This is a genomic window from Streptomyces sp. NPDC002156, assembly GCF_053593675.1.
Window position 1 is genome coordinate 44,971 of the sequence record NZ_JBSFDA010000015.1, and the last position, 21,952, is coordinate 66,922.

Annotated in this window: 19 protein-coding genes; 8 read left to right on the forward strand and 11 right to left on the reverse strand. The window is 70.2% G+C overall.

The window, feature by feature from the left end; translation table 11 throughout:
• Entirely contained in the window at window positions 1-492 is a 492-nt protein-coding gene (locus tag ACWCRB_RS09665; RefSeq protein ID WP_405537774.1) for a MarR family winged helix-turn-helix transcriptional regulator, read from the reverse strand.
• Window positions 493-679: 187 nt separating this feature from the next.
• On the opposite strand from ACWCRB_RS09665, the gene ACWCRB_RS09670 reads away from it, so the two are divergent.
• Window positions 680-2,629: a glycoside hydrolase family 3 protein gene (locus ACWCRB_RS09670; protein ID WP_450995519.1), complete on the forward strand. Its 1,950-nt coding sequence runs from the start codon at window positions 680-682 to the stop codon at window positions 2,627-2,629.
• On the opposite strand, the gene ACWCRB_RS09675 is transcribed toward ACWCRB_RS09670, so the two are convergent.
• From ACWCRB_RS09675 to ACWCRB_RS09690, 4 genes are all read right to left on the reverse strand, one after another.
• Complete coding sequence (locus tag ACWCRB_RS09675; RefSeq protein ID WP_450995520.1) at window positions 2,626-3,216, reverse strand: hypothetical protein; 591 nt, start codon at window positions 3,214-3,216, stop codon at window positions 2,626-2,628. The two genes, ACWCRB_RS09670 and ACWCRB_RS09675, sit on opposite strands and share 4 nt — an antisense overlap.
• 71 nt (window positions 3,217-3,287) lie before the next feature.
• Window positions 3,288-4,448, reverse strand: a complete 1,161-nt coding sequence (locus ACWCRB_RS09680; RefSeq protein ID WP_450995568.1) for an alkaline phosphatase PhoX — start codon at window positions 4,446-4,448, stop codon at window positions 3,288-3,290.
• A 197-nt stretch (window positions 4,449-4,645) separates the two neighbouring features.
• Window positions 4,646-6,169, reverse strand: coding sequence for a sensor histidine kinase (locus ACWCRB_RS09685; protein WP_450995521.1), 1,524 nt, complete (start codon window positions 6,167-6,169; stop codon window positions 4,646-4,648).
• Window positions 6,166-7,092 (reverse strand): response regulator transcription factor, encoded by a 927-nt coding sequence (locus ACWCRB_RS09690; protein ID WP_450995569.1) that lies wholly within the window; start codon window positions 7,090-7,092, stop codon window positions 6,166-6,168. The genes ACWCRB_RS09685 and ACWCRB_RS09690 overlap by 4 nt, the downstream gene beginning before the upstream one ends.
• A 255-nt stretch (window positions 7,093-7,347) precedes the next feature.
• Here ACWCRB_RS09690 and ACWCRB_RS09695 point away from each other — a divergent pair, with 255 nt between their 5' ends.
• The 4 genes from ACWCRB_RS09695 (at window position 7,348) to ACWCRB_RS09710 (ending at window position 11,704) form a co-directional block, all read left to right on the forward strand.
• Window positions 7,348-7,959, forward strand: coding sequence for a carbonic anhydrase (locus ACWCRB_RS09695; protein ID WP_450995522.1), 612 nt, complete (start codon window positions 7,348-7,350; stop codon window positions 7,957-7,959).
• A complete protein-coding gene (locus tag ACWCRB_RS09700; RefSeq protein ID WP_450995523.1) occupies window positions 7,956-9,710 on the forward strand; it encodes a SulP family inorganic anion transporter in 1,755 nt (584 codons plus the stop codon). Before ACWCRB_RS09695 ends, ACWCRB_RS09700 begins: the two co-directional genes overlap by 4 nt.
• 123 nt (window positions 9,711-9,833) lie before the next feature.
• A complete protein-coding gene (locus ACWCRB_RS09705; RefSeq protein WP_450995524.1) occupies window positions 9,834-10,664 on the forward strand; it encodes an SAM-dependent methyltransferase in 831 nt (276 codons plus the stop codon).
• Between the two features lie 113 nt (window positions 10,665-10,777).
• Window positions 10,778-11,704 (forward strand): oxidoreductase, encoded by a 927-nt coding sequence (locus ACWCRB_RS09710; RefSeq protein WP_450995525.1) that lies wholly within the window; start codon window positions 10,778-10,780, stop codon window positions 11,702-11,704.
• A gap of 53 nt (window positions 11,705-11,757) precedes the next feature.
• Here ACWCRB_RS09710 and nirD read toward each other — a convergent pair whose 3' ends face one another.
• From nirD to ACWCRB_RS09725, 3 genes are read right to left on the reverse strand one after another with little or no spacing between them, the layout of a single operon-like run.
• Window positions 11,758-12,120 carry a nitrite reductase small subunit NirD gene (gene nirD / locus ACWCRB_RS09715; RefSeq protein ID WP_450995526.1) on the reverse strand — a complete coding sequence of 121 codons (363 nt, stop codon included), beginning with the start codon at window positions 12,118-12,120 and terminating at the stop codon, window positions 11,758-11,760.
• The gene (nirB, locus tag ACWCRB_RS09720; protein WP_450995527.1) at window positions 12,117-14,732 is read right to left on the reverse strand and encodes a nitrite reductase large subunit NirB; all 2,616 of its coding nucleotides are present in this window, start codon (window positions 14,730-14,732) and stop codon (window positions 12,117-12,119) included. The genes nirD and nirB overlap by 4 nt, the downstream gene beginning before the upstream one ends.
• Window positions 14,732-16,015, reverse strand: a complete 1,284-nt coding sequence (locus ACWCRB_RS09725) for an NAD(P)/FAD-dependent oxidoreductase (RefSeq protein ID WP_450995528.1) — start codon at window positions 16,013-16,015, stop codon at window positions 14,732-14,734. The genes nirB and ACWCRB_RS09725 overlap by 1 nt, the downstream gene beginning before the upstream one ends.
• Before the next feature lie 282 nt (window positions 16,016-16,297).
• Here ACWCRB_RS09725 and ACWCRB_RS09730 point away from each other — a divergent pair, with 282 nt between their 5' ends.
• Window positions 16,298-17,083: a sulfite exporter TauE/SafE family protein gene (locus ACWCRB_RS09730; RefSeq protein WP_235479289.1), complete on the forward strand. Its 786-nt coding sequence runs from the start codon at window positions 16,298-16,300 to the stop codon at window positions 17,081-17,083.
• Window positions 17,084-17,142: 59 nt separating this feature from the next.
• On the opposite strand, the gene ACWCRB_RS09735 is transcribed toward ACWCRB_RS09730, so the two are convergent.
• Window positions 17,143-17,754, reverse strand: coding sequence for a TetR/AcrR family transcriptional regulator (locus ACWCRB_RS09735; RefSeq protein WP_450995529.1), 612 nt, complete (start codon window positions 17,752-17,754; stop codon window positions 17,143-17,145).
• A gap of 94 nt (window positions 17,755-17,848) precedes the next feature.
• Between ACWCRB_RS09735 and ACWCRB_RS09740 the strand changes: the two genes are divergently transcribed.
• Window positions 17,849-18,619 (forward strand): SDR family oxidoreductase, encoded by a 771-nt coding sequence (locus tag ACWCRB_RS09740; protein WP_450995530.1) that lies wholly within the window; start codon window positions 17,849-17,851, stop codon window positions 18,617-18,619.
• Between the two features lie 18 nt (window positions 18,620-18,637).
• Here the strand turns inward: ACWCRB_RS09740 and ACWCRB_RS09745 are convergent, their stop codons facing one another.
• Together ACWCRB_RS09745 and ACWCRB_RS09750 are read right to left on the reverse strand one after the other, a co-directional pair.
• Window positions 18,638-19,279, reverse strand: a complete 642-nt coding sequence (locus tag ACWCRB_RS09745) for a class F sortase (RefSeq protein WP_450995531.1) — start codon at window positions 19,277-19,279, stop codon at window positions 18,638-18,640.
• Window positions 19,280-19,478: 199 nt separating this feature from the next.
• Window positions 19,479-20,009 (reverse strand): hypothetical protein, encoded by a 531-nt coding sequence (locus ACWCRB_RS09750; protein ID WP_450995532.1) that lies wholly within the window; start codon window positions 20,007-20,009, stop codon window positions 19,479-19,481.
• Window positions 20,010-20,534: 525 nt separating this feature from the next.
• Between ACWCRB_RS09750 and ACWCRB_RS09755 the strand changes: the two genes are divergently transcribed.
• The gene (locus ACWCRB_RS09755) at window positions 20,535-21,908 is read left to right on the forward strand and encodes an MATE family efflux transporter (RefSeq protein ID WP_450995533.1); all 1,374 of its coding nucleotides are present in this window, start codon (window positions 20,535-20,537) and stop codon (window positions 21,906-21,908) included.
• Window positions 21,909-21,952 lie beyond the last annotated feature (44 nt).

A 21,952-nucleotide genomic window follows, 5' to 3' on the forward strand; every position in this document is an offset into this window, starting at 1 on the left:
CTACGCCTCGCCGCCCGAGGGGTGCGCGAACCGGGTCAGCAGATCCGCCAGTTGCTCGGCCTCGCCGGCCCCCAGCTCCGCGACCATGCGCTCGGCCAGCGGCTGCGCCGCCACATGGGCCGCGTCGAAGAGTTCGACGCCCTGGGGCGTGATCTCCACCGCCCGTACCCGCCGGTCGCCCGGGACGGACTTCCGTACGGCCAGCCCCTTGCGCTCCAGGTCGTCCACGACCCGCATGATCCCCGCCTTGTCCGAGCCCGTCGCCGCCACCAGGTCCCGCTGGACCGTGGGGCCGCGGTCGGCCAGCACGATCAGTACGGCGAAGTGCCGCAGCTCGATGCCGAGCGGCCGGAGCGCCTCCTCCATCACCGAGGCCGCCCGCCAGTGCGCCCGGCGCAGCAACAGGCCGAGCGCGAAAGGCGAGGCGTCCCCGGGGCGGTCGGTCACCCGCGAGGGGGAGGAGGCGGTTCCGTGGGGAGCGTCGGCGGTCATGGGGTCACATTACAGCCAATCGGCTCATTCGATACGGTCTCGTTTGAAATGAAATGACTGGCGGGAAGGATGGGGTCGGCGGGTGGGTCCGGCGGGTGTGATCGGTGGGGTGGACAGGACACCGATCGCGTCCCCTCCCCTCCTCCCCTCAACAGCAGTCCGGCAGCGCACCTCCGCTCGTGCCGCAATGAGGCGGCCACGTTCAAGGAGCACCGACGTGAGACAACAGCACCCCGCAGCCCTGCTACTGGCGGCCGCCGCCCTGGTCGTCACGGCGATCCCGGCCTCGTCGGCCGTCGCCGAGCCCGGCGCCTCGGCCACTGCCCTCAGCGGTACGCGGCCCTATCTCGACTCCCGGCTGCCGGTGAAGCAGCGGGTCGCCGATCTGCTGGGCCGGATGACCCTCGCGGAGAAGGTCGGCCAGATGACCCAGGCCGAGCGGGGGTCGGTCGAGAACGACCAGACGCAGATCACCAGCCTCGCCCTGGGCTCGCTGCTGTCCGGCGGCGGCTCGGTCCCCACGCCCAACACCCCCGAGGCGTGGGCGGACATGGTCGACGGCTACCAGTCGCACGCGCTCGCGAGCCGGCTGCGCATCCCGATCCTGTACGGCGTCGACTCCGTGCACGGCCACGGCAACCTGGTCGGCGCCACGATCTTCCCGCACAACATCGGCATGGGTGCCACCCGCGACCCGGCACTGGTCCGCGAGGCGGCCCACATCACCGCCACCGAGACCCGCGCCACCGGCCCGCAGTGGGTCTTCGCGCCCTGTGTCTGTGTCACCCGCGACGAACGTTGGGGCCGTTCCTACGAGAGCTTCGGCGAGGATCCGCGGCTCGTCTCCCGGATGACCACCGCCGTCGAGGGCTTGCAGGGCCGCAGCACCAAGGACCTCGCCCGGAACGACCGCGTCCTGGCCACCGTCAAGCACTACGCGGGCGACGGCGACACCACCTACGGCACGTCGACCACCGGCGACTACATCATCGACCGCGGCATCACGAGGACCAGCCACAAGCGCTTCGCCGAGATCGACCTGGCCCCCTACGTGACCGCCGTCCAGGTCCACGACGTCGGCAGCGTCATGCCCTCGTACTCCTCGGTCCAGTGGACCGACGTGCCCGGCAGCGAGCCGATCAGGATGAGCGCGCACAAGGAACTGCTCACCGACGTCCTGAAGCAGAAGATCGGCTTCGACGGCTTCCTCATCAGCGACTGGGACGCCATCGGCGAGATCCCCGGCGACTTCGCCACCCAGGTCCGCACCTCCGTCAACGCGGGCATGGACATGTTCATGCAGCCGTACAACGCGCCCCAGTTCATCCAGGCCCTCACCGCCGAGGTGCAGGCAGGGCGCGTCAAGATGTCCCGGATCGACGACGCGGTCTCCCGCATCCTGAAGGCCAAGTTCGAACTCGGCCTGTTCGAGCACCCGTACACGGACCGCTCCCACATCGACACCATCGGCTCGGCCGCCCACCGTGCCGTGGCCCGCCGTGCGGTCGCCGAGTCGCAGGTGCTGCTCAAGAACGACGGCAAGGCGCTGCCGCTCAAGTCCTCGCAGCGGCTCTACGTCGCCGGCGTCAACGCCAATGACCTCGGCAACCAGGCCGGCGGCTGGACCGTCACCTGGCAGGGGCAGTCCGGCAACACCGCCTTCCCCGGCACCACCATCCTCCAGGGCATCCGGAAGACCGCGAAGAACGTCACCTACAGCGCGGACGCCAGTGCCCCCACCGCCGGCCACGACGTCGGCGTCGTCGTCATCGGCGAGACCCCCTACGCCGAGGGTGTCGGAGACGTGGGCGTCGGCGGCCACACGCTGAACCTCTCCGCGACCGACAAGGCGAACATCGACCGCGTCTGCTCCGCCATCAGGACCTGCGTCGTCCTCGACGTGGCAGGGCGCACCCAGATCGTCACCGACCAACTGCCCAAGACCGACGCCTTCGTGATGTCGTGGCTCCCCGGCAGCGAGGGCGACGGGGTCGCCGACGTCCTCTTCGGCAAACGCCCCTTCACCGGGAAACTCCCTGTCAGCTGGCCCCGCAGCGAGGCCCAGGAACCGATCAACGTCGGCGACCGGAACTACAACCCGCTCTTCCCCTACGGATACGGCCTGACGACCCGTTAGGAGTAGATCATCGGACATCCGCGTCTGAGTGAGTGCTGTGCCGCACGGAGGTACAGCGCCACGTAGAAGGACGCGTCCAGATCCTCGCTCCAGGGGCCCGGCGCGGCGGCGGACAGTTCCTTCGCCGCGCCGTCCAGGAACCAGCCGGTCAGCTCCAGGTTGTCGCACATCTCCGGGACCTCGGACAGCGGCAGCGCGACCGCCGCCGCCAGCTTCTCGGCGATCACCAGCACCTGCGGGGCGCCGGCTATCACCGTCGACTCGGAGTACGACGACTCGACCGGCAGCTCGATCTCCTCGTCCAGGGACACCGGCACCAGCACGGACCAGCCGCAGAGCAGCTCTGTCTCTGCGTCCGAGAGCTGCGCCTGGCACAGCGCCAGGAAACTCTCCATCGACGGGACCATCTTCTCCTCGAAGGACTGGCCCGAACCACGTACGAACTCCGCCGCCACCGGCACGGACTCGTACGGTGGCAGCCCACGCCGGACCAACTCCGCGTTCAGCCCCGTGGCGATCTCCGCCCGCCCCTCCTCACCCTCACCGAACCATGCCTCCGCACCGACATCGACCAGGTAAATGCCCATGACCGCAACGTACTGCGCACCACTGACAACGCCGGTGCGCAGTACGAAACGTATGAACGTATGACCAGCGGCTATGACCGGAACGGGCCCGTCACCTCGTACGTGATCCCGCCCGAGGAGCTGCCGCTGGTGCCCCGCTGGCTGGAGAAGTACAGGCGGCTGCCGTTCGGGGAGAACGCCGGGCCCGTGATCTCCGAGCCCGACTGGCCGTCGATGCGCAGGAACGGGGCGATCACGTCGTCCGGCGTGATCACACAGATCTCCATGTTGCCACCGTCCTCGGCCACGAACAGGTCGCCGGAGGACGTACCCGTGATGTTGTCGACGCCGGTCAGCGGGGCCGTGCCCGAGGTGACGAGGGAGTCGTCGTACGCCAACTCGTAGGTGTTCGTGAGGAGGTTGAGCTGCCAGACCCTGTTGTCGCCCTTGGTGGTGAACCAGACCTTGTCGTCGGCGTAGTGGCAACCCTCGCCGCCGTTGAAGGACTTGGAGCCGGAGACCTGGGTGCGGGTGGTCGTCGGGGAGCCGTCCGGGTCGGGGATCGTCGTCCAGGTGTACGAGCCCGAGGTCGCCGTGCCGGCCACCAGGACCTGGAGGGTACCGGCCGACAGATCGCCCCAAGTCGTGGGAACGAAGCGGTAGAAGCGGCCGTTCGTCTCGTCCTCCGTGAGGTAGACGACCTTGCGCACCGGGTCCGCTGCCGCCGCCTCGTGCTTGAAACGGCCCATCGCCGCGCGCTGCGTCGCCGCGTTCGTGCCCCACGGGTCGGTCTCGTAGACGTACCCCAGCGACACCTCCTCGCAGGACAGCCAGGTGTTCCAAGGGGTGCGTCCACCCGCGCAGTTCTGGCGCGTGCCGGAGAGGATGCGGTACGCGGAGGTGACGGCGCCGGTGGAGGAGAACTTGACGGCGCTCGCGCCGCCCGACGGGTTGATCTCCGAGTTGGAGACGTAGATCCAGCCCGTGCCGTCGGCGTAACAGGCGCCGCCGTCAGGGGCGTTGTGCCAGGTGTACGACGTTCCGGTGACCGTCTGGCCCGAGCGGGCGATCACCCGGCTGGTGAAGCCAGCGGGCAGTCTGATGCCGTTGGCGTCGGGCGCGGCGAGCGCTCCGTACGGGCCGGTGCCCGGCTGGGCGGGGGCCGCGTGGGCGGCGCCGCGCCACAGGGTGCCGCCGAAGACGGCCGCCGAACCGCCGACGACGGCGGCGCGCAGGAGGGTACGGCGTTCCACGTGTGCGTTGACTCGTGCGTCCACTCTCGCTCCAAGGGGGGTGGCGTGACGTGCCGTGACGTCAGGGACCCTAGGGCGACGGGATGGAATTGTCATGTACGCGTGATGTCTCGTCGGTGGTCGTACGGGACGCTCCGGCCGCCGGGAGTTCGCCTCGAGGGAGGTGTCCGGCGGGGTTCGGTCCGGCGGGGTTCGTCCTACGCCCGCAGTGCCGACGTCTGCCGTCGCCGTACCCCCGCCCCCGAATCCCTGCCGCCGAACGCCTGCCCCTGCATGGCGTGTTGGGCCGACGGCAGCCGAACCACCGCGTCCAGGCCGCCCGTTGCCGCCGCCCGCAGACTCGCCTCCCCGCCGCTCGCCAGCGCGAGCCGCTGTACGAGGGCCAGGCCCAGGCCCGTACCGCCCTTGGGGGCGCCGGGCGCACGCCAGAAACGGTCGAAGGCGCGGGCGCGTTGGTCCGCCGTCATGCCAGGGCCCTCGTCCGTGATGTGCAGGTCGATCCAAGCGGCCCGGTTCTCACGGTGGTTGAGATGGTTCAGGTGGGGACGGCGAGGGTGGGGCGGCGCGACGGAACGCAGTTCCATCGCCACCGTGCTGTTCGAGGGCGAGACCCGCAGGGCGTTCGACAGGAGATTGTCGACGATCTGCTCGACCGCCCCCGGCAGCGCCAGCGCCGGACCCACCGGTCCCGTACCGCCCGTGAACAGGACCAGTGACACGCCCTGTTGCTCGAACAGCGGAGCCCAGGTGCCGTGCCGCTCCGCGCAGATGCCGGCCAGGTCGACCGGGCCGGGCGGCGCCGCGTCCTCCTCCAGACGGGCCATCGCGAGCAACCCCTCGACCATCCTGGCCAGCCGGTCCGTCTCCGTCATCGCGGCGGTCAGACTGCCCCGGGCGTGCTGGGCGATGTCCGGCTCAAGATTCTCCAGGCGCAGCCGCAGCGCGGCCAGCGGAGTCTTCAGCTGGTGCGAGGCCTCGCCCGCGAACGCCCGCTGCGAGGCCAGGAGATGGGCGAGCCGGGCGGCCGTACGGTTGAACGCGGCTGCCAGACTGCGGACTTCGGGCGGACCCGACGTCACCGCGACCGGCGTCGCCGCACCGCCGTCCGCCAACTCGTGTGTGGCCCGCTCCAGTTCACGGATCGGGCGCCCCGCCCAACGCGCGCACGCGAACGCCACGACGGCCACGGCCGCCAGGACCGCGAGCCCGACCGCCGCCAGCAGCAGCCACACCTGGTGGACCCGGGACTGCACCATCTCCGTGGGCAGCGTGATCCGTACCGCGCCCTTCACCTGGCCGGCCCCGTGCCCGACCGGCGACGCCACGGACAGATACCGCACCCCGCCGATCGTGGACGTACTGACATGGGTGGTCGCCGTGCCGTCGAGCGCGGCCGTCACCTCCGGGCGCGAGGTCAGCTCCTGCTGCTCGGCGCCCGTCAACTGGTGCGATGCGGCGATGAGTTGGCCGCGCGCGTCGACGATGAACACCTGACCGCCGATCCGGCGTGCGCAGTGCGCGGCGCGGGCCGCCAACTCGTCCGGACGCCCCGACGCCAGGGACAGCGCGGCGTACGCCGACACCGACTCGGCCTCCTCGTTGGCGGAGTTGACGATCCGCTCCCGCTCGGCCCGTGAGTAGACGAAGCCCAGCGGGATCTCCAGGCCGAGCAGGACGAGGGCGGCCAGACTGAGGTAACTCAGCAGCAGACGGCGGGTCATGAGGCCGCGGCCCTGGGTGCGCCCGGGGTGCGTACGGCGAGCCGGAAACCGACTCCGCGCAGCGTCTGGATCCACGCCGGGTCGCCCAACTTCCGCCGCAGCGTGGCGACATGGACGTCCAGGGTCTTGGTCGGCCCCTGGTAGTGGGTGTCCCAGACCCGGGTGAGGATCTCCCGCCGCGAGTACACGGCACCCGGGTCCTCCGAGAGCAGTGCCAGCAGCTCGAACTCCTTGGGCGTGAGCGCGACGGGCACGTCGCCGACCCACACCTGACGGGTACGGCGGTCGACCACGAGGGGGCCGGGGGCTGGGGTGGGGGTGGCGGTGACAGGGGTCGGCTCGGGTGCGTGGGGCGCGTCCTGAGAGACGTACGAAGCGTGCGAGGTATGCGAGTTGTGCGAGGCGGACGAGGCGTATGAGTCGAACGATTCGTAGGCCTCGTAGGAGGTCGACGCGGGAGTGGGGGCGGGGGGTGCGGGAGGCACGTACACGGGGGCCTCGTAGGTGACGGCCGGTTCCTGAGCCGTGGCGTACGCGTACGACTCGTACGCCTGCGCGGGATCCGGACGTCGCACGCGCCGTGTCACCGCCCGTACCCGGGCGACCAGTTCGCGCAGGCTGAAAGGTTTCGCCAGGTAGTCGTCGGCGCCCAGTTCCAGGCCCAGGACGCGGTCGGCCTCCTCGCCGCGCGCGCTGAGGATGATGATCGGGACCTCGGAGGTCTGACGGATGCCCCGGCACACGTCGATGCCGTCCATGTCCGGCAGGCCCAGGTCGAGCAGGACGACGTCGCCGTGCGGTCCTCTCAGGCCCTCGGCACCGGTGGCGACGTGCACGACCGTCAGCCCGAAGTTCCGCAGGCCCTCGGCCAGCGGTTCGGCGATCGTCTCGTCGTCCTCGATGAGCAGCACCCGTACGCCCATACGTCCTGTCTCCCACTCCCACGGCGTCCATGAATTCCTGAAGTCGACACGCTGTGATGACACGTTACAAGACGTTCGAATGCCCTGCCGAGCGAATCCAGGTCAATGTGAAAAGCCCCTCACGATAACCCGGTCCCGAAACCTGGCCTCGATTTAGTGTTCCTCTAACCTTCCGCTGGCCGTCCCCTGGGCAGCGCTCCTCTAGCGTTCTTGGTGGCAGGAGTAACCCCATGTCAAGCACCATCTGGAGGGGTCATGAAGGCATTGCTGGACCGCGCCCGGTCGTTCAAGCGGCATGTGGATTTCGAGAGCGGCGAATACCGGAAACTGGCCCAGGGGCAATGTCCGGAGGCATTGTTCATCACCTGCTCGGACTCGCGGGTGATACCCGCTCTGATCACCGGGGCACGGCCCGGCGAGATATTCGAGCTGCGGAATGCGGGCAATATCGTCCCGCCGCACAGCGCGTACGGGGCGGCTTCCGGTGAGGCCGCCACCATCGAGTACGCACTGGAGGTGCTCGGCGTTCAGCATCTCGTCGTGTGCGGCCACTCCCACTGCGGGGCGATGGGCGCACTGAAGTCCGGCGACGACCTGTCCGCGCTGCCCGGCGTGGACGCCTGGCTGGAGCTGGCCCGCCCGGAACTGGCCCCCGTGCTCACCAAGTCCTCCGACGACCCGGCGACACTGCCCGAGGTGGCACAGCGCAACGTCGTCAACCAGCTTGCCGTGCTGGGCAGTTACCCGGTGGTGCGGCAACGGCTCGACTCGGGCCGGCTGTGGCTGCACGGCTGGTACTACGAGGTCGACACCGGCCGGGTGTACGAGCTGGACGAGGACGACCGCTTCCGGGTGCACGCGGCATGAGCGGCCAGCACGCACGCCACGCACAGGGCACCCGTACGCGTCCGAAGGCCGCGGTCCCCACCACACCGCTGCGCAAGCCGACTTCGGCCCCGGGACGCACCAAAGGCGGCGATGCCGGACCTACCAAAGGCGGCGGTACCGGCCGCGCCAACCTCGCCACGGAGATCACCGCCTCCCTCGTCGTCTTCCTCGTGGCGCTGCCGCTCTGTATCGGTGTCGCCGTCGCGTCCGGGGTGCCCGCCGAACTCGGCATCATCTCCGGGGTCATCGGCGGACTGGTCGTCGGGGCGGCCCGGGGCAGCACCCTCCAGGTCAGCGGGCCCGCCGCCGGACTCGCCGCCCTGGTCGCGGAGACCGTCCTGGAGTACGGCGTCGCCTCGCTCGGCGTGATCGTCCTCGGCTCCGGGATCCTGCAGATCATCCTCGGCCTCGTACGGCTCGGCCGGATGTTCCAGGCCATCTCGCTCGCCGTCGTCCAGGGCATGCTGGCCGGCATCGGACTCCCGCTGATCTTCAGCCAGTTGTACCCGATGTCCGACTCAAAGGCCCCCGGCACCCCGCTGGAGAACATCGCCGGCGTGCCCGGACTGCTCGCCGCCACCCTGGCCGACCGTCAGGCGATGACCGCGGCCCTGCTCGGTGTCGTCACCATCGTGCTCAGCTTCCTGTGGAAGAAGATGCCGGGCCCGGTGAAGAAGATCCCGGCCGCGCTGGTCGCCGTGGGGATCGGGATCGGTGTCGCGGCGATGCCCGGCGTGGACGTGAAGACGCTCCAGGTGGGCAACCTGCTGGCCTCCGTGGACGTGCCGGGGCCCGAACAGTTGGCGGGACTTGCCGACGTGGGGATCCTGACCGCGATCCTCACCTTCACCGTGATCGCCTCGGCCGAGAGCCTGTTCACGGCGGCGGCCGTCGACCGGATGCACAGCGGTCCGCGCACCCGCTACAACGCCGAACTCGTCGCGCAGGGCGCGGGGAACACGGTCGCCGGGCTCCTCGGCGCACTGCCCATCACGGCGGTGGTGGCGCGCAGTTCGGCCAACGTGCAGGCGGGCGCGAAGACCCGTATCTCCCGTACGCTGCACGGCCTTTGGCTGCTCGCGTTCGCGCTGCTGCTGCCGCAGGTGCTTGCGCTGATCCCGATCTCGGTGCTCGCGGGAGTCCTCGTACACAGCGGCTGGAAGCTGTTCGCGCCCGAGGAGTTCCCGAAGATGTGGCGCCAGGACCGGGGCGAGTTCGCGGTCATGACGGTCACCACGCTGGTCATCGTGGCGACCGCGCTGCTCGAAGGCGTCCTCATCGGGCTGGCCGCCGGGGTCGTCCTGGCCGCCCTGCGCATGTCCCGGACGGTCATCCGCCAGGACGTCGAAGGCGATGCCGACGTCGCCCAGGTCGTCATGGCGGGCAACGCGACCTTCCTGCGGTTGCCGCAGGTCATCGAGGCACTGGAGGCGTCCGCCGCGTCGGGCAAGCCGCGCATCCGCCTCGACCTGACCGGCGTGACCCACCTGGACCACGCCTGCCGCAGCCAGGTCGAGGAGTTCACCGCGCAGCAGCGGGGCCTGGGGACGGAGGTGGAACTGCTGATGCCGGGCGCGGAGACGCCGCCGATCACGCAGACGGCCTCCCCGGAACGCATGGAGGAGGCTCTGGAGGGGAAGCTGATGCCGCCGGTGCCGGGGCCCGACGCCGAGTGGTTCTACCTGGACACGGGACCGGTCCCGGACAGGTACGCACCGCTCGTGCGCTGAGAACGGCGTATGGCCAGAACCCTACGGTGCGTGAACGCGGATCTTCACAACTCCCGGGCGGAGTCCATGAGTTGACCTACGTTGGTCCCTGATGATCAGCACCGGAACACAGGAGGCCCTGCCGTGTCAGACGACGACCCCACGCCCTCGACAGGTACGGGCGCCCGCCCCCGCACCCGTATCGACACCACCAAGCCGCACTCGGCCCGCTTCTGGAACTACTTCGTCGGCGGCAAGGACAACTACGAGGTCGACCGGGAGATCGGGGACCACATCAAGGAGATCTTCCCGGGTCTCGTCGACGTGGCCGTCACCAGTCGGCACTTCTTAGGCCGGGCCGTCCGCTACCTCGCCGACGAGCAGGGCGTACGACAGTTCCTGGACGTCGGCACCGGCCTGCCGACCGCCGACAACACCCACGAGGTCGCCCAGCGCGCCGCCCCCGACGCCAGGATCGTGTACGTCGACAACGACCCCATCGTGCTGGCCCACGCGGACGCCCTGCTCGCCAGCACCCCCGAGGGCCGCACGGTCTATCTGAACGCCGACCTCTACGCCCCCGAGACCATCCTGGAGGCGGCGGCCGACACACTCGACCTCTCCAAGCCGGTCGCCCTGATGATCCTCAACACCCTCGGCCATGTCGCCGACCACGACCAGGCCCGCGACCTGGTGAGCCGGCTGATGGCGGGCCTGCCGTCGGGCAGCCACCTGGTCATCAGCGACAGCACCGCCACCAGCGAGGGCATGATCGCCGCGTCGGAGGCGTACAACGCGAGCGGCGCCGTGCCGTACTACGTCCGCAGCATCGGCGAGATCGCCGGCTTCTTCGACGGCCTCGACCTGGTGGACCCGGGCATCGTCCAGGTACCCGAGTGGCGCCCCGACCTCAGGGACCCGGCCGCCCCCACCTCGGCTGTCGACGCCTACTGCGGGGTGGGGCGCAAGCCCTGACATGCGGGGCGTGGAACTGGCCATCGGGGCACTTCCGGCGCACTCTGGGACTCAGGCCTGGATCTACCGGGCACGACGAGATCCGCCAGACTCGCCAATGGAGGGACCCGGACATGTCGGGCTGGAACACGCGGGACATCCCCGATCAGAGCGGTCGTACGGCCGTCGTCACCGGTGCCAACAGCGGGCTCGGGTACGTCACCGCGCGGGAGCTGGCGCGCAAGGGGGCCCGGGTCGTGCTCGCGTGCCGGAGCGAGGTGCGGGGGGACGAGGCGGTCGGGCGGCTGCTCGGTGAAGTGCCGGACGCCATCGCCGAGTTCTGGCGGCTTGACCTCGGAGACCTGGGCTCCGTACGGGAGTTCGCGGCCGGGCTGCCGTACGAGCGGATCGATCTGCTCGTCAACAACGCGGGCGTGATGGCGCTGCCGTACGGGACGACGGCCGACGGGTTCGAGACGCAGTTCGGGGTCAACCACCTCGGGCACTTCGCGCTCACCGGGCTGCTCTTCCCGGCACTGCTCGGTACGCCCGGCGCCCGGATCGTGAACCTCTCCAGCGGTACCCACGCGTACGCCAACATCGACATCGACGACCTCAACAGCGAGCGGAACTACCGGCGTTGGATCGCGTACGGGCGGTCCAAGACGGCCAACCTGCTCTTCACGCACGAGCTGGCGCGGAGGCTGGCCGCGATCGGTTCCGGTGTCGTGGTGGCCGCCGCGCATCCCGGGTACGCCGCCACCAACCTCCAGGCCGCCGCGCCGAAGATGCAGGGCCGCAAGGGCGCCGAGCGGTTCATGGAGATCGGCAACCGGTACTTCGCCCAGTCCGCCGAGGCGGGCGCCCTGCCCACGCTGTACGCGGCCACGGCCCCCGACGTGCGGCCCGACGCGTTCATCGGCCCCAGGTTCCTGGGCTGGCGCGGTGCGCCCGCGAAGTCCTGGCGGGCCTCCTGGACGCTCAACGACCGTGCTGGGGAACGGCTTTGGGTCGCGTCCGAGCAACTCACCGGGGTGACGTACGAGGGCCTGAAGGCGTGAGGGGCGCCCCGGCCGATGGCTGGGGCGCCCCTCACGGACATCGGCCGGGTGCGTCAGGCGGCGGTACGCACCTCGTACACCGTCACACTCACCGTCTCGTCGTCCAGGCACTGGCCCGACTGCAGGTCGAAGCGCTGCTTCAGGAGCGGGGAGGCGACGAACGGGCGGCCCTGGTGGGTGCCGGTGAGGCCGCGGGAGAGGACGGCGGCGCCGCCGAACGGGTCGCGGTTGTCGATCGCGTACAGGGTGCCCGCGCGGTCGCGGAAGATGGCCGCCTGCCGGCCGTCCGGCAGCAGGGCCGCCACGCCGCGGCCCGGGAGCAGGACGTTCAGGTCGCAGACCGTGAACCAGCCGTCGGCGCTGTCGTCGATGCGGAGTTGGATCTTCAGGTCGGTGGTCTCGGGTGCCAGGGTCATCGCTGGGCGGATCCTTCCAGGACGTCGTCGGCGGGGCGGAGGCCGATGGACAGCAGCGGCAGGTCGGGCTTGATCTGGTCGCGCTCGGGGACGAAGCCGACGACCGGGTCGGGGGTGTCCGGCGCGTTCACGAAGGACACGAACCGGGCGAGCTTCTCGGGGTCGTTGATGGTGTCGGACCACTCGTCGCGGTAGTGCGCGACATGCGCGGTCATCAGCGACTCCAGCTCCTCGCAGATACCGAGGGAGTCCTCCACGACCACGTCGCGTACGTGGTCCAGGCCGCCGGGGATGCGCTCCAGCCAGGTCGACGTGCGCTCCAGACGGTCCGCCGTACGGATGTAGAACATCAGGAACCGGTCGATGAGCTTGATGAGTTCGGCGTCGTTCAGGTCCTGGGCCAGCAGGTCCGCGTGGCGCGGGGTCGCGCCGCCGTTGCCGCCGACGTACAGGTTCCAGCCGCCCGAGGTGGCGATGATGCCGAAGTCCTTGGACTGGGCCTCGGCGCACTCACGGGCACAGCCCGACACCGCCGACTTCAGCTTGTGCGGCGACCGCAGCCCCCGGTAGCGCAGCTCCAGGTCGATCGCCATCCGCACGGAGTCCTGGACGCCGTAGCGGCACCAGGTCTGGCCCACACAGGACTTCACCGTACGGAGGGACTTGCCGTAGGCGTGGCCCGACTCGAAGCCCGCGTCCACCAACCGGGTCCAGATCAGCGGGAGTTGTTCGACGCGGGCGCCGAACATGTCGATGCGCTGACCGCCGGTGATCTTCGTGTAGAGGCCGAAGTCGCGGGCGATCTCACCGATGACGATCAGGCCCTCGGGGGTGATCTCACCGCCGGGGATGCGCGGGACGACCGAGTACGAGCCGTTCTTCTGCAGGTTGGCGAGGAAGTGGTCGTTGGTGTCCTGCAGGGTGGCCTGCTCGCCGTCCAGGACGTAGACGTCGGCGCCGATCGTCGGGGCCAGGGAGGCGATGATCGAGGCCACCGCCGGCTTGCAGATCTCGCAGCCGTCACCGCCCCGGGCGTCCTCACGGCCGTAACGGTCCAGCAGGTCCTGGTACTTGTTGATGCGCAGGGCGAGGACGATCTCGTACAGCTCCTCGCGGGTCTGCGAGAAGCAGCCGCACAAACCCTTGTCGACGACGACACCGCTGGCCTCCAGCTCGGCGGTGACGAGCTGGCCGAGCACCTTGACGCAACTGCCGCACGTCGTACCGGCCTTGGTGCACTTCTTGACCTCGGGCACGGTCGTGCAGTTGTGCTCGGTGACCGCGCCGCGGATCGTGCCCTTGCGGACGTTGTTGCAGGAGCAGATGATCGCGTCGTCCGGCAGCGCGGACGGGCCGAGCTGGACCGACTCCCCGGCGCCGGCCGGCAGGACGAGGGACTCGGGGGAGACGGGCGGCACCGAACCGGTGAACGCCTTCAGCGTGCCGTAGGCCTCCGCGTCGCCGACGAGGATGCCGCCGAGCAGCGTCCCGTCGCGGCCGATGACCAGCTTCTTGTACAGGCCCGAACGGGAGTCGGAGTAGACGACGTCCAGGCAGTCGGCGGTCGCGCCGTGCGCGTCGCCGAAGGACGCCACGTCGACGCCGAGCAGCTTCAGCTTGGTGGAGAGGTCGGCACCCGTGAACGACAGCTGCTCGGCCTCGTCGGCGGCGATGGTCGCGGCGGCCGTCTCGGCCTGCTCGTAACCGGGGGCGACCAGGCCGTACACCCGGCCGTCGGAGGCCAGCGCGCACTCGCCGATCGCGAAGACGTGCGGGTCGTTGACCGTACGGCACTGATCGTCGACCGCGATGCCACCGCGCTCACCGACGGACAGGCCGCAGTCCCGGGCGAGTTGGTCCCTCGGCCGGACACCGGCGCTGAACACCACCAGTTCGGTGGCGAGTTCGGAACCGTCGGACAGCTTCATCCCGGTGACCGCGCCGTCCTCGTCGACGACGATCTCCTGCGTGCCCACACCGGTGTGGACGGACAGGCCCATCTCCTGGATGGTCCGCAGCAGCGCCGCGCCACCGCCGTCGTCGACCTGCACCGGCATCAGCCGCGGCGCGAACTCGACGATGTGGGAGGTGAGTCCGAGGCCCTTGAGCGCACCGGCCGCTTCCAGCCCGAGCAGCCCACCGCCGACAACGGCACCCGTCGTACGCGTGCTGGCGTACTCCTCGATCGCGAGGAGATCCTCGATCGTGCGGTAGACGAAGCAGCCCTTGGCGTCCTTGTTGGGGACCGGCGGCACGAAGGGGTAGGAGCCGGTGGCGAGGACGAGGATGTCGTAGTCGACGACCATGCCCGAGCGGGCGGTGACTCGCTTCGCCTCGCGGTCGATGGTCTCCGCCGGGTCACCGACGTACAGCTCGATGCCCTCCTTCTCGATGAACTCCATGTCGGTCATCGAGAGGTCCTCGGGCGTCTTGCCCGAGAAGTACGAGGTCAGCGCCACGCGGTCGTATGCCGGACGCGGCTCCTCGCACAGCACGACCACGCGGTGCGCGGCGGTCAGACCACGGTCCGCGAGGGCTTCCAGGAAGCGCTGGCCGACCATGCCGTGGCCGACGAGGACGATCGTGGGGGTGGCCCCATCAGTGGCGGGCATTAGGAGCCTCCATCGTTGGTGAGCAGGTGGAGCAGCGGGCCGCCGTCAGTGGGGAGCGGCTCTGCTCCCTCCCAGGCGCGCGCGAGGGCGCCGACGGTGCCGAGTTCGCCGACGAGCACTCCGCCGACCAGCCGGTCGTCACGGACGACGACCTTGCGGTAGGTGCCCCGGGTCGCGTCGGCGAGCTGGATGACGTCGTCGCCGGGGCGGGGGGTGGTCTCGCCGAAGGCGGCGAGATCGAAGGGGTTGCCGACGCCCCCGTTGTTGCCGGTGTCGCCGGTTTCGGCGGTGAAGTCGGTGAGGGTGAGCCGGGTGAGGGCGCGGGTGCCGGTGTAACGGGCGCCCGAGTCGCCACCCTCGTTGCCCTCGTGGGCGATCAACTCGGCCAGGACCTCGGCCTGTTCGAGGGCAGGGGTGGCCAGACCGTAGACCGTTCCCTGGTGCTGGGCGCAGTCCCCGAGGGCCCGGATGTGCGGGTCGGAGGTGCGCAGTTCGTCGTCGACGAGGATGCCCTTGTGCACGGCGAGCCCGGCATCGCGCGCGAGCCCGACCCGGGGGTGGACCCCGCAGGCCAGGACGACGAGGTCCGCGTCGAGGGCGTAGTGGTCGGCCAGTTCGACGGACCGGACCTTGCCGCCCACGCAGCGCACATTCCGTACCCGGCACTCGGTGTGCACCTCGACGCCCAGCTCCTTGAGGTGCCGCAGCACCAACTCCGACGCTCCCGGGTCGAGCTGACGTTCCATCAGCCGCTCGCCCTGCTGGGCGAGCACGACCTGTGCACCGCGTACGGCGAGGGCACGCGCGGCGGAGACACCGAGCAGCCCGCCGCCGATGACGACGGCCCGCGCCCCCGGACGTACGTCCTTGGACAGGCCGAGGCAGTCGTCCATGGTCCGGAACGCGTGGACGCCCAGCGGGAGTTCATGATCCGGAGTGAACAGCCCACGCAGGGGCGGGAGCACGGGGTTCGACCCGGTGGCGAGAACCAGCGTGTCGTATGCGATCGAGGACCCGTCGGAGCAGTGCACGACGCGCGCGGCACGGTCGACGGACTCGGCCCGGGCCCTGACCAGCCGGTCCGGCGACGGCAGAGCGATCACCTCGGGGGCGTACCGCCCGGCGAGGACTTCGGCGAGCAGCACCCTGTTGTACGGGCGGTGCTCCTCCTCACCGACGAGCACGACGTCCGAGGGGGACATACCGAGCTCGCCGAGCCGCCGGGCGAGCCGTACGCCCGCGAGCCCGGCGCCGATCACCACCACACGCGCATTCGAGGTCATGTACGGCAGCGTGCGTTGCCGGTGTTACCCGGCCGCATCACGTCTGTTTCCCGGGGGGCACGCTTCCCTCAGCGGGGGCGGGAAGTGGGTGTGAGGGTTCGGTGGGCGTGCGGGGGATGCCTGTGAGGTGCGTGAACGATACGGCGGATGGGCGCCCGCCCGCTACTGCCACCATCACCCCGGTTCCCACGGTCGCCACGGTGAGCTGCGGAACCTCTGAAGATCCTCAAGGTTCCGGAAATCCTTGGTGTCGGCACCTATCGCCTCCATAGGCTCGCGATCATGCCCGACATATCTCTGCCCCTGATCGCCGCCCTCTGCGCCGCCGCCCTCGCGGCGGGCTGGATCGACGCGGTCGTGGGAGGTGGCGGTCTGCTGATGATGCCGGTCCTGCTGCTGGGGCTGCCGGACACCTCGTCGGCGGCGCAGTACGCGCTCGGCACCAACAAGGCCATGGCGATCGTCGGCACAACGGGCGCGGCCGTGACGTACACGCGCAAGACACCGGTCGACGTACGCCTGGCGGTACGCGTCGGGCTGGCGGCGGTCGCCGGGTCGACGGCCGGGGCGTTCGTCGCCGCGGGCATGAGCACGGACACCCTCAAGCCGGTCATCATGGTCGTCCTGCTCGGCGTCGGCGCCTTCGTGATCTTCCGGCCCGCCTTCGGTACGGCCCCGGCGACCACCCCGGTCTCCGCCCGCCGCGTCCTCGCCGCGATCGGACTCGCCGGCCTGGGCATCGGCTTCTACGACGGCCTCATCGGCCCCGGCACGGGTACGTTCCTCGTCCTCGCGCTCACCGCACTGCTCCACCTCGACCTGGTGACCGCCTCCGCCACCGCCAAGATCGTCAACTGCTGCACCAACGCGGGCGCCCTCGCGATCTTCGCCTGGCAGGGCACGGTGTACTGGCAGCTGGGCGCCCTGCTGGCCGGGTTCAACCTGGTCGGCGGGACGGTCGGGGCGCACACGGCGCTGAAGAAGGGGAGCGGGTTCGTACGGGTGGTGCTGCTGGTGGTGGTGTTCACGCTGGTGGCGAATCTGGCGTATCAGCAGTGGGTGGCGTAGGCGGCGGGGTCGGCCTGTCCGGCCTGTCCCACTCGTCCGTCCTGTCCGGCCGGGGGGTTTCAGGAGAGCGGCGGCCAGTTGCGCAGGGCTGCGTCCGCCATCGTCTGGAGTTCGGCGCGGCCGATGCCGCTCGCGGCCTGCACGGAGATGCCGAAGGCCATGGTGGTGAGGTAGCGGGCCAGTAGCCCGGGATCGGCCTCCGGAGGCAGGTCGCCCTCGTCGACGGCTCGCTGGAACCGCTCCTGGATGCTGGCGCAGCCGTTGTTGCGCCAGGCGGCGAGGAGGTCGCGGACCGCCTGTCCGGCGTCGCTGGTGGTCAGGGCACCCTGGACGCCCAGGCATCCGTGGGGGTGGGCCGGGCGGGTGGTGGTCCGGACGGCACCGGTCAGGATCGCGGTGGCGACGCCATGGGCGGTCGGCTCGTCCAGGGCCCGGGTCACGTAGGCGCTCGGGCCTTCGGTGTAGCGCTCCAGGGCCTTGCGGAACAGCTCCTCCTTGTTGCCGAAGGCCGCGTACATGCTGGTCGTGGAGATGCCCATCGCGCTGGTCAGGCTCGCCAGGCTGGCGCCTTCGTAGCCGTGCTCCCAGAAGAGCAGCATGGCGCGTTCGAGAGCCTCGTCGGCGTCGAAGCCTCGCGGTCGGCCGATCGGGCCGTTCTGTTTGGTGCCCACTCCCGCAGTCTATCCCTTCCGCATCGATCGATACGGAAGTGCTAGTGTTCGAATTCCGCATCGATCGATGCGGAAATCGGAGGAGGTTGTTCGCATGGGACTGGCACAAGGACTCGGACTGCTTGAGGGGAAGACCGCTCTCGTCACCGGCGGCGGCACCGGAATCGGCCTGGCCAGTGCCGTACGGCTGGCCGCCGAGGGTGCGCATGTGTTCATCACCGGCCGGCGCAAGGCCGAACTCGACGCGGCCGTCGAGACGATCGGTGCTTCGGCGGCCACCGGGGTGATCGGCGACATCGCGGACCTGGCCGACCTGGACCGGCTCTACGAGACGATCGGCAGCCGGGGGCAGGGCCTGGACGTCCTGTTCGCGAACGCCTCCGTCGGCGAGTTCGTGACGCTCGATCAGGTCACCGAGGAGCACTTCGACACCCTCTTCGGGATCAACGTCCGGGGCACGCTGTTCACCGTCCAGAAGGCGCTGCCCCTGCTCAACGACGGTGCCTCGGTCATCCTGAACGGTTCCACCACCGTGGACGCCGGCACGGAGGCGTTCGGTGTGTACGCGGCGACCAAGGCCGCCACCCGGTCGTTCGCCCGGACCTGGGCCAACGAACTCAAGGGCCGCGGTATCCGGGTCAACACCATCACGCCCGGCCCGACCGACACCCCTGGCCTGTCGGGGCTCGCCCCCGACGAGGAGCAGGCGGCCGGTCTCAGGCGGCAACTGGCCGCGCAGGTACCCCTGGGCCGCCTCGCGCGCCCGGAGGAGATCGCCGCCGCCGTGACCTTCCTCGCCTCCGGGCAGAGCAGCTTCATCACCGGTTCGAGCCTGTACGCCGACGGCGGCCTGAACCAGATCTGATCGACGGCGGGCGGCGCCTCAACGGCCGCTGGGGCCGCTGCCGGTCAGGTGGGCGAAGACGACGACGTTCCCCTCGTACCCCGTCCCCGGCGTGTAACCGCCGCCGCACGTGATGACGCGCAACTCGGGCCGGGGCGCGGCGCCGTACACCTTCTCGTCCGGGAAGCGGTCCGCGTCGTACACCTCGACGGCGTCGACGGTGAAGCGGGCGGTGGTCCCGTCGCGCCGTTCGACCTCGATCGCGCCGCCCTTGCGCAGAGCGCCGAGGCGGTAGAAGACGGAGGGGCCGTCGGCGTTGTCGACATGCCCGGCGACGATCGCCGTGCCCGTCTCACCGGGGGCCGTCCCGGCCTCGTACCAGCCGGCGAGGTTCTCGCGCTCGGGGGGCGGTACGTCCAGGCTGCCGGTGGGGGTGAGGCCGAGGCCCATCAGCGGGGCGTCCACGCGGATGGCGGGGATGCGGATACGGAGGGGAGGGGAGGGCGGGAGCGCGGGGGACTCCGGTTCGGCGGACTCGGGGCGGTTCGTTTCCGTACGGGCCTGGGCGGGGGAGGGCTGCGGCGGGGCGTGCGTCTCACCGCCGCTGCGCACCAGCCAGGCGCCGGAGAGGAGGGCGGCGAGGGTGAGGGCGGCTATGACGAGGTTGCTGAATCTGCGCACGTGGGCCTCCGCGCCGGTGACACCTGATGACCTGCTTTTCTGTTGGGGGTCCGGGGGTCCGGGGGCCCGCGGCGGAGCCGCTGGTGTCACAGCCCCGGGAGAACGCGGCACCCCGGCCCCCCTCCGGGCCGCGAGGGGCGTCGGACCCGGAGGGGAGGGGGACATGCGGTACCGGCGGACGGACGGCGGAGGGTGTCCGTCAGATCCCGTCGCCTCTCGCCCGGCGATGCAGGAGCCAGGTACCGCCCGCGGCGGCGACGGCGAGAGCCGCCACACCGGCCGCGGTCTGCACGGGGTCGGGACCGAGCGCGCCACCGACCCCCGTCTTCACACTCCCCCTGGGACGCTCGGCGGGCGGCCGGGTCGAGGTGAGAGTGACGACAAGATCCCCACTCACCCGCCGCTCGTCCCCGGCCGTGTCCCCGTCACACCGGGCGACGATCTCGTACGTCCCCGGCTGCGCGCCCGGCGGCACCCGGAACTGCCCGACGGCGACCTCCTCGTGCGTGGTGGGCGCGAGGACGAAGGCCCCGGCGCCCACCGCACTGGCGTCACCCGCGGCGGTACCGCCCGCACCGCAGGCCGTCGTGTTGACGGTGACCTGGGAACCGGGGGTGACGGCCGCCGGGTACACCTCGAGGGAACCGCCGGTCCCCGCGTGAGCGGGCCCGGCGAGGGCGACGGCGAGCGCGGTACCGGTCAGCAGACGGGCGGCGGCGGTACGTCGCATCGGGCTTGCTCCTCCGAGAGCTTGCGAACGGGGTGGTCTGCTTCCGAGGTAAGTGCCACGGGGCGGGGAGCGCTTCCTGAGGGCCCGTCAGAAATACGGTGAACGGGTGGCCGGAGGCCGCGTGAGGCGCGGGGCGCGTCGACATTCCGGCAGGTCATGGCCGTACAGCCGATGACTCGCGGAAAAGAACCCGATGGGCGGGGGCCGGAGGTGTGAACGGGTGACCGGAAAAGGTCGCCCGGGCCCGACAGGGCTCGCCCGGGGGTGATCACACCGGCCAGGCTCGCGCCGGGCGCGCGCGTCACCTTCCGTCACCGGTGCCCCGGCGTATCCGCCCCATCGCGACATTGACGATGGCGATCTCCGTCGCCTCTCACTCTCCGTCGTTTCGGGCTTCCGGCGGTGGTGGTGCGGTGAGCGCGCTCCGTGGCTCAATATCACTTTCCTGATTCAGCCATCACTTTTCCAAGATCGACGTCCCGGTTAGCATCATGGTGGCCGACGGGCTGAGGGGGAACGGGGGGCGTGAGCGTGCCGCAAAGAAATAATCTGGGGGTATTTTCTCTCAGCTGGCCAATCTTTCTCCAGCTGACCTGTACGTATTTCATGGGGCTGGTCGACGTATGGACATTGGGCCGTATTTCCGATGATGCCGCGGGAGCGGTCGGTTCTGTCAGCACGCTGGTGACGTTCGTCCTGATGATGTTCTCCTTCATGGGGCAGGGCGGCAGTCTCGTGTACGCCCGCTCGCTCGGCCAGGGAAATACCGCGAAGGTTCAGGAGTACTACTTCGTCGCCCTGCTGCTGCACATCGCCCTGGGTGCCGTCGTCGGCGTCGTGCTCTATGTCTTCGCGGAGGACGCGGCTCGCCTGATGGGGCTGGACGGGCGGCTGCTCTCCTACGGGACGGTCTTCCTGGAGGTTGTCGCCGCGGGGGCCCTTCTGCACTCGGTCACGGCGATGTTCGGCGGGGTGATGGCGGCCAACGGGTTCACGCTGCAGGCCATGTTCGCCGCGGTCCTCGCCAACATCGTCAACATCGTGCTGATCTACGTCCTGGTGCTGTCGCACTCCGGGCCGCGCTGGGGCGTTCATGGCGTCGCGCTCTCCACCGTGCTCGCCACCGCGGCCGGCCTGCTCTACAGCGTCCGGCTGGTGTTCTTCCGCATCGGGATCAGATTCCGCAGGCCGGCGAGCATGCGGGAGCTGCGCGTCCACTGCGCGCTGCTCATGGCTTTCACGCTGCCCACCATGCTGGAACCGGCCTTCTGGCAGGCCGCGCAGGTAGCCACCACCCGGATCATCGCGGCCGTGGGCACCGAGGAACTCGCCGCCCGGATGTACACCCTGAGCATCACCAACATGATCGGAATGTTCTCGTCCGCGCTCTCCCAGGGCCTGCAGATCTCCCTCGGGCATCTCGCCGGTGCCGGTGACCTCGACGGCATCAGGCGCCGCGCCCGCGGCGCCCGCCTCGCCGGCGCGGCGACCGCGCTCGTCCTGGCGCTGGTCACGGCACTCTGCGGCGACTGGATCATGGGCCGGTTCACGAGTGATCCGCAAGTGGTCGACGCCGGGAAGCTGCTGCTGTGGTGCGGTCTGCTCTACCTTCCCGCCTCCGCTCTGATCATGACCACGGCGAGCACCTTGCGGGCCGTCGGCCATGTCACCTATCCGGCCGTGGTCGGGATTCTCGTCCTGTGGGGCGTCTTCGTACCCCTGGCCTATCTGCTCTCCATACCGCTCGGTCTTGCCATTCTCGGCGTGATGATCGCCATGGCCGTGGACGAGAATCTCCGAGCCCTGCTGCTCGGTTTCCGCTGGCGTTATCTTTCCGCGCCGGAGCGGGCCCACCGCATCGTCAAACAGCCGGAAAAAGATCCTGTGCCTGAATTCTGATGAGGCAGTGTCATGCCGTGAACAAGACTGAACATCAAATTCTC